Raw genomic sequence first — 6,667 nt, forward strand, 5'->3', positions numbered from 1 at the left:
CCGGCCGCGCCCCCGCGGGGAGCGTCCGCCGGGCGCAGATGGACGATGTCGCCCGCGCCGACCGGCTGCCGTGTGCCGTCGGCGGTCTCCAGCACGAGCCGTCCGTCGCCGTCGAGCGCCACCGCCTCGCCCACCAGCGCGCCGCCGCCGGGCAGCTCGGCCCGTACGGTGCGGCCCAGGGTGGAGCACCCGGCCGCGTACGTCTCCTGGAGACGCCCGGCCGACGGGTCGCCCCCGGCGTCGCGCCAGCGGATGTACCACTCCTCCAGGGAGCGCAGCACGGCCCGCAGCAGCGGGTCCCGGTCGGTGACGCGGGCGCCGGCCAGGGCGAGCGAGCCCGCGGTGGGCACCGGCAGTTCGCCGGCGCGCAGCGACACATTGATCCCGATGCCGATGACCACGCCGTCACCGACGCGTTCGGCGAGGATGCCGCCGGCCTTGCGTTCGCGGGGTTCCTCGCCGTCGGTGTCACCGGGGACCGTGACCAGCAGGTCGTTGGGCCACTTCAGGGCGGTGTCGACCCCGGCGGTGCGGGCGAGCGCGGAGGCGGTGGCGACACCGGCGAGCAGTGGCAGCCAGCCCCAGCGCTCCATGGGGACCCCGGGGACGAGGTGGACGGAGAGGAAGAGGCCGGAGCGGGGCGGCGCCGACCAGCGGCGGTCGAGGCGGCCCCGGGCGGCGGTCTGTTCCTCGGCGACGAGGACGGCGCCCTCGGGCAGGCCCTTCGCGGCGCGGGCCACCAGGTCGGTGTTGGTGGAGCCGGTGCGGGGGACGACGTCGAGGGAGGTCCACAGGGAGCCGGGGCGGACCAGGGCGCGGCGCAGCGCGCGGGCGTCCAGCGGCGGGCGCTCCAGGTCGCTCCAGCGGCCGCCGGCCGCACCGCCGTGCCCGGGCCCGGCGGTGCGGCCGTCTTTGTCCGGGTTTCCCGGTGGTTGAGGTGTCATGGGATCACCCTAGGACCGGCCGGAGGTGTCCCGGCCGTCCGCCCGGAGGGGGCCGGAGGGGACTTTCGCAACAGGCCGGGGGTGTGGCCAACGACGCAGTGCCGCCCAGCAGTCCCGCGGATACGCTACGAAGCGGTAGCCCACCATCCCGTACCCACCCCGTACGAGTACCGATCCAGGACGAGCAGGAGCCGCATCCCGATGTCCGAACCGGAAGCACACATCCACACCACCGCGGGCAAGCTGGCGGATCTGCGGCGGCGGATCGAGGAGGCCACGCACGCCGGCTCCGCCCGCGCGGTGGAGAAGCAGCACGCCAAGGGCAAGCTGACGGCGCGTGAGCGCATCGGCCTGCTGCTGGACGAGGGGTCGTTCGTCGAACTGGACGAGTTCGCGCGGCACCGGTCGACGAACTTCGGCATCGAGAAGAACCGGCCGTACGGCGACGGTGTGGTCACCGGGTACGGCACGGTCGACGGCCGACCGGTCTGCGTGTACTCGCAGGACTTCACGATCTTCGGCGGTTCGCTGGGCGAGGTCTACGGCGAGAAGATCGTCAAGGTGATGGACTTCGCGCTGAAGAACGGCTGCCCGGTCATCGGCATCAACGACGGCGGCGGCGCGCGCATCCAGGAGGGCGTGGCGGCGCTCGGCCTGTTCGCCGAGATCTTCCGGCGGAACGTGCACGCGTCCGGTGTGGTCCCGCAGATCTCGCTGATCGTCGGCCCCTGCGCGGGCGGCGCGGTCTACTCCCCGGCGATCACCGACTTCACGGTGATGGTCGACCAGACCTCGCACATGTTCATCACCGGTCCCGACGTCATCAAGACGGTGACCGGTGAGGACGTCGGCTTCGAGGAGCTGGGCGGCGCCCGGACGCACAACACCACCTCGGGCGTGGCGCACCACATGGCGGGCGACGAGAAGGACGCCATCGAGTACGTCAAGAGCCTGCTGTCGTACCTGCCGTCCAACAACCTCTCCGAGCCACCGGCCTTCCCCGAGGAGGCGGACCTTTCGGTCTCGGACACCGACCGCGAGCTGGACACGCTGATCCCGGACTCGGCGAACCAGCCGTACGACATGCACACCGTCATCGAGCACGTCCTCGACGACAACGAGTTCCTGGAGACCCAGGCGCTCTACGCGCCGAACATCCTGACCGGTTTCGGCCGGGTCGAGGGCCACCCGGTGGGTGTCGTCGCCAACCAGCCGCTCCAGTTCGCGGGCTGTCTGGACATCCGGGCGAGCGAGAAGGCCGCCCGTTTCGTGCGGACCTGCGACGCGTACAACATCCCGGTGCTGACGTTCGTCGACGTCCCCGGCTTCCTGCCCGGCACGGACCAGGAGTACGACGGCATCATCCGCCGCGGCGCCAAGCTGATCTACGCGTACGCGGAGGCCACCGTCCCGCTGATCACGGTGATCACCCGCAAGGCGTTCGGCGGCGCCTACGACGTCATGGGCTCCAAGCACCTGGGCGCCGACCTCAACCTGGCCTGGCCGACCGCGCAGATCGCCGTCATGGGCGCACAGGGCGCGGTCAACATCCTGCACCGCCGCACCCTCGCCGCGATCGAGGACCCCGCGGAGCAGGAGACCCGCCGCCAGGAGCTGATCCAGGAGTACGAGAACGCGCTGCTCAACCCGTACGTGGCGGCCGAGCGCGGCTATGTCGACGCGGTGGTCATGCCGTCCGAGACCCGCCGGCACATCGTGCGGGGGCTGCGGACGCTGCGCAACAAGCGGGAGGCGCTGCCGCCCAAGAAGCACGGCAACATCCCGCTCTGACCCGTCCGGCGAGAGCCCTGTCCCCGAGGAGGCGCGTTCCGATGATCAAGGTGGTACGGGGCAATCCGACCCCCGAGGAGCTGGCCGCGGCGCTGGCGGTGGTGCAGGCCCGCGCGGCGGCCGCCGCGGCGGCGGAGCCCGGCACCCCGCCGCCGGGCAGCGAGTGGTCCGACCCGGCGTCCGTGATCCCGGCCCGCAGGCTGCCGCACCCGGGGCCGCGCGCCTGGCGCACCAGCTACTGGCCCCGCTGAGCGTCGTTCGTCCCGTGGCGCCTGAGTACGCGTACTCAGGCGCCACGGTGTTCCCGGGCGCAGGATCGAGGTCATGCTGTGGTCCGATCCGCCCGACGAGCCTCCCGAGGAGCTGCGCGACGCGCAGAACAAGCTCCGACGGCTGGGCGTCGTGATGGCGGCGGCCGCGGTGGTGGTGATGCTGATGCTCGCGGTCCGCTGAGGAGCGGGCGGGCCTCCCCGGGGATGTTCCCGGGTGCCGGGAGGGAACCATCACAGTTCTCCCCCGCAACCACACCACCCTCTGGCTCATCTAACACTTCTGAAACGCCTCACGGCTGCCCGGCCGCATGGGCCCGTACCGGAAGCAGGAGTGATGAACCGGCCGCTGCGACACATCGCCGTTTTCTGCGGAGCGCTCGTGCTCGCGCTGCTCGTCCGCGTGACATGGGTGCAGTTCGTGCAGGGCGACAGCCTCGCCAACGACGACAACAACCGCCGGGTCAAGATCGAGGCGTTCTCGTACCCGCGCGGCAACATCATCGTCGACGGCAAGCCGGTCACCGGCTCCGTCGAGACCGAGGGCGACTTCAAGTACAAGGTCACCTTCAAGAACGGGCCGATGTACGCGCCGATCACCGGCTACGCCTCGCAGGCCCAGGGCCCCAGCCTGCTGGAGGGCGTCCACGAGAAGGTCCTCAACGGCAAGGACCAGCGCCTCTTCCTCCGCCACGCCCAGGACGTCCTCACCGGCAAGAAGCCGCGCGGCGGCGATGTCATCACCACCATCAGCGAGAAGGCGCAGAAGGCCGCCTACAAGGGGCTGACCGATCTGCACGCCAGCGGCGCCGTGGTCGCCATCGACCCGCGCACCGGCCGCATCCTCGCCCTGGCCAGCACGCCCTCGTACGACCCGTCCGAGTTCTCCGGCATGTCCCTCAAGGAGGGCAAGCGGTTCCTGGAGCTGGACCGGCGCGAGGACAAGCCGATGAGCAACCGCGCGCTGCGCGAGATCTACCCGCCCGGCTCGACGTTCAAGATCCTCACCGCGGCGGCGGCCCTGGAGCACGGCGTGGTCACCGACATCAACGCCTCCTCCGGCGCCCCCGCCCCGTACACCCTGCCGCAGACCCGCACCCAGGTCGGCAACGACGTGCCCAACGCGATGTGCGACAAGGTCTCGATGAAGACCGGCATGCAGTGGTCCTGCAACAACGTCTTCCTGGACGCCGCGCACAAGGTCGGCAACAAGAAGATGCGGGAGACGGCGGAGAAGTTCGGCTTCAACAAGGAGCAGTTCATACCCGTCCGCGCGGTGCCGAGCAGCTACCCGGACAAGCTCGACCAGCCGCAGACCGCGCTGACCGGCATGGGCCAGGGCAGCCTGACCAGCACCCCGCTCCAGATGGCGATGGTCACCGCGGGCATCGCCAACAACGGCAAGGTCATGCAGCCGTACCTGGTCGACGAGCTGCGCGGCCCCGACCTCTCCACCCTGGAGAAGACCGAGCCGGAGCCGCTCCACCCGGACGACCCGCAGGCCGTCTCCGAGGACACCGCGAAGAAGGTGCAGGAGATGATGGAGTTCACGGCCTCCGACGGCACCGCGAAGAAGGCGCAGATCCCCGGCGTCACCGTCGGCGGCAAGACCGGCACCGCCCAGCACGGCGCCAATGTCGGCGACGAGCGGCCCTACGCCTGGTTCGTCTCCTACGCCAAGCAGAGCGACGGCACCTCCCCCGTCGCGGTGGCCGTCTTCGTCGACCCCAAGGACATGAACATCCCCCGCTCGGAGATCGCCGGTGGCAAGCTGGGCGGCCCGATCGCGAAGTCCGTGATGGAGGCGGTGCTGAAGAAGTAGGGGCGTCCGGGGCGGGGCCTGTCTGGGGGGCGCGACGCCCCGGGACGTCCGGGGCCGGTGCGCGGGCGGCGGCCCCGGCGCACCGGCCCCGCCGCGCTCCGTACGATGGCGGGCATGACCGACGCACCGCGCTCCCACCCCCGCCGTCTCGTCCTCGCCTCGCGCTCCCCGGCCCGTCTCGGGCTGCTGCGGCAGGCGGGGCTCGCGCCGGAGGTGCAGGTCAGCGGCGTCGACGAGGACGCGATCACCGCCCCGACGCCCGGTGAGCTGGCCCTGGTGCTCGCCGAGGCGAAGGCCGCGGCCGTCGCCGGCCGGCCGGAGGCCGCCGGGGCGCTCGTCATCGGCTGCGACTCGGTCCTCGACCTCGACGGCCGGGCGCTGGGCAAGCCCGCCGACGCGGAGGACGCCCTCGCCCGCTGGAAGTCGATGCGCGGCCGCTCCGGCGTCCTGCGCACCGGCCACTGCCTCATCGACACCGCGACCGGCCGCAGCGTCTCCGACACCGCCTCCACCACCGTCCGCTTCGCGGAGCCCTCGGACGCCGAGATCGCCGCGTACGTCGCGAGCGGGGAGCCGCTGCACGTCGCCGGGGCCTTCACCCTCGACGGCCGTTCCGCGCCCTTCATCGAGGGCATCGACGGCGACCCGGGCAATGTCATCGGCCTGTCGCTGCCCCTGCTGCGCCGCCTCCTCGCCGACCTGGACGTGACGATCACCGATCTGTGGCACTGACGCCGGGCCGCCGCCCGGGGGCCCGGGCGGCGGGCCCCGGCCCGTTGTGCTGGCGTGTCGGCCGGTGGCGCGCCCGCCACCGGTGCGAGGATTCCGGACACCGCATCGTTCAGCTCTCGTCACACCCGCACAGCGAGGACCGGCATGCTCAGTGGGGCGCACGTCATCATCCACAGCCAGGACGCCGAGGCCGACCGCGCCTTCCTCCGCGACGTCCTCCGCTTCCCCGGCGTCGACGCGGGCGCCGGCTGGGTGATCTGCAAGCTGCCGCCCGCCGAGATCGCGGTGCACCACACCGGCGGCCTGCCCCGCCACGAGCTGTTCCTGATGTGCGACGACCTCACCACCCAGATCGACGAACTCCGTTCCTACGGAGCCGAGTTCACCGGCCCGATCACCGAGGCGAGCTGGGGCCGCGGCACCGTCCTCCGGCTGCCGAGCGGCGCGGAGATCCCCCTGTACGAGCCGCACCACCCCATCGCCCACAGCCTCTGACCCCGGGGCCCGCGCGGCCCCTCCGCTTCCTCGGCCCCGCCCCGCCGCACCGGAACGGACCACCGGCCACCCGGTCGCCGGGCGCGTTCACCCGTAGGTGCGGCGCCACCGCGTCCGGTGCCGGGCGTCGCCGTGGCCCGAGGCGCCGACGGCGGCCAGCGAGGTGAGGCGGGCGCCGCTGTTCCACAGGCCGAGCTGGTCGCGGTGGACGGCGACGATCCCGTTCTGCGCGGCGAACGCCTGCGAGGGCGCGGTGAAGCGGGTCGTGGTCACGAAGACCGCGACATCGGCCCCGAAGTGCACCTTGGCGCCCAGCAGATCGCGCAGCTCACGGCTGGCGACGCTGCTGCTCGGCTTGTACCGCTTGCACTGGATGATCATGCTGCGGCCGTCGGGGAGCCGCCCGACGACGTCCGCGCCGTTGTCCCCGGCGCCGCCCACCCGCCTCACCTCGCGGCAGCCGTCCCTGCGGCACAGCTCCGCCACCAGCTCCTCGAACTGGGTGCCGGTCATCGCGTCCACCTCGGCCATCGTCCGCCGCCCCGGCCGCGGCGTCCGCCCGTACCGCCGTCCCCCGCCGCGCGGCAGCCGCCCCGTACGCCGCAGCCACCACA

Annotated in this window: 8 protein-coding genes; 6 read left to right on the forward strand and 2 right to left on the reverse strand. The window is 72.5% G+C overall.

Annotated features, from left to right (window positions below; translation table 11 throughout):
• On the reverse strand, window positions 1-944 hold a 944-nt coding region (locus AC51EU_RS25185), incomplete at its 3' end, for a biotin--[acetyl-CoA-carboxylase] ligase (protein WP_496269361.1).
• Window positions 945-1,145: 201 nt separating this feature from the next.
• Here AC51EU_RS25185 and AC51EU_RS25190 point away from each other — a divergent pair.
• The 6 genes from AC51EU_RS25190 (at window position 1,146) to AC51EU_RS25215 (ending at window position 6,053) form a co-directional block, all read left to right on the forward strand.
• The gene (locus AC51EU_RS25190; RefSeq protein ID WP_496269362.1) at window positions 1,146-2,735 is read left to right on the forward strand and encodes an acyl-CoA carboxylase subunit beta; all 1,590 of its coding nucleotides are present in this window, start codon (window positions 1,146-1,148) and stop codon (window positions 2,733-2,735) included.
• Between the two features lie 41 nt (window positions 2,736-2,776).
• Entirely contained in the window at window positions 2,777-2,986 is a 210-nt protein-coding gene (locus AC51EU_RS25195) for an acyl-CoA carboxylase epsilon subunit (RefSeq protein ID WP_496269363.1), read from the forward strand.
• A 73-nt stretch (window positions 2,987-3,059) separates the two neighbouring features.
• The gene (gene mmpB / locus AC51EU_RS25200; RefSeq protein WP_496269364.1) at window positions 3,060-3,188 is read left to right on the forward strand and encodes a morphogenic membrane protein MmpB; all 129 of its coding nucleotides are present in this window, start codon (window positions 3,060-3,062) and stop codon (window positions 3,186-3,188) included.
• Window positions 3,189-3,341: 153 nt separating this feature from the next.
• On the forward strand, window positions 3,342-4,826 hold the full coding sequence (locus AC51EU_RS25205) for a peptidoglycan D,D-transpeptidase FtsI family protein (RefSeq protein WP_496269365.1): 1,485 nt from the start codon (window positions 3,342-3,344) through the stop codon (window positions 4,824-4,826).
• Window positions 4,827-4,940: 114 nt separating this feature from the next.
• The gene (locus AC51EU_RS25210) at window positions 4,941-5,558 is read left to right on the forward strand and encodes a nucleoside triphosphate pyrophosphatase (RefSeq protein WP_496269366.1); all 618 of its coding nucleotides are present in this window, start codon (window positions 4,941-4,943) and stop codon (window positions 5,556-5,558) included.
• Between the two features lie 144 nt (window positions 5,559-5,702).
• A complete protein-coding gene (locus AC51EU_RS25215) occupies window positions 5,703-6,053 on the forward strand; it encodes a VOC family protein (RefSeq protein ID WP_496269367.1) in 351 nt (116 codons plus the stop codon).
• Between the two features lie 87 nt (window positions 6,054-6,140).
• Here AC51EU_RS25215 and AC51EU_RS25220 read toward each other — a convergent pair.
• Window positions 6,141-6,667 (reverse strand): restriction endonuclease (locus AC51EU_RS25220; protein WP_496269368.1); only part of this gene is annotated, 527 nt, incomplete at its 5' end.

Source organism: Candidatus Streptomyces philanthi (genome assembly GCF_059553635.1).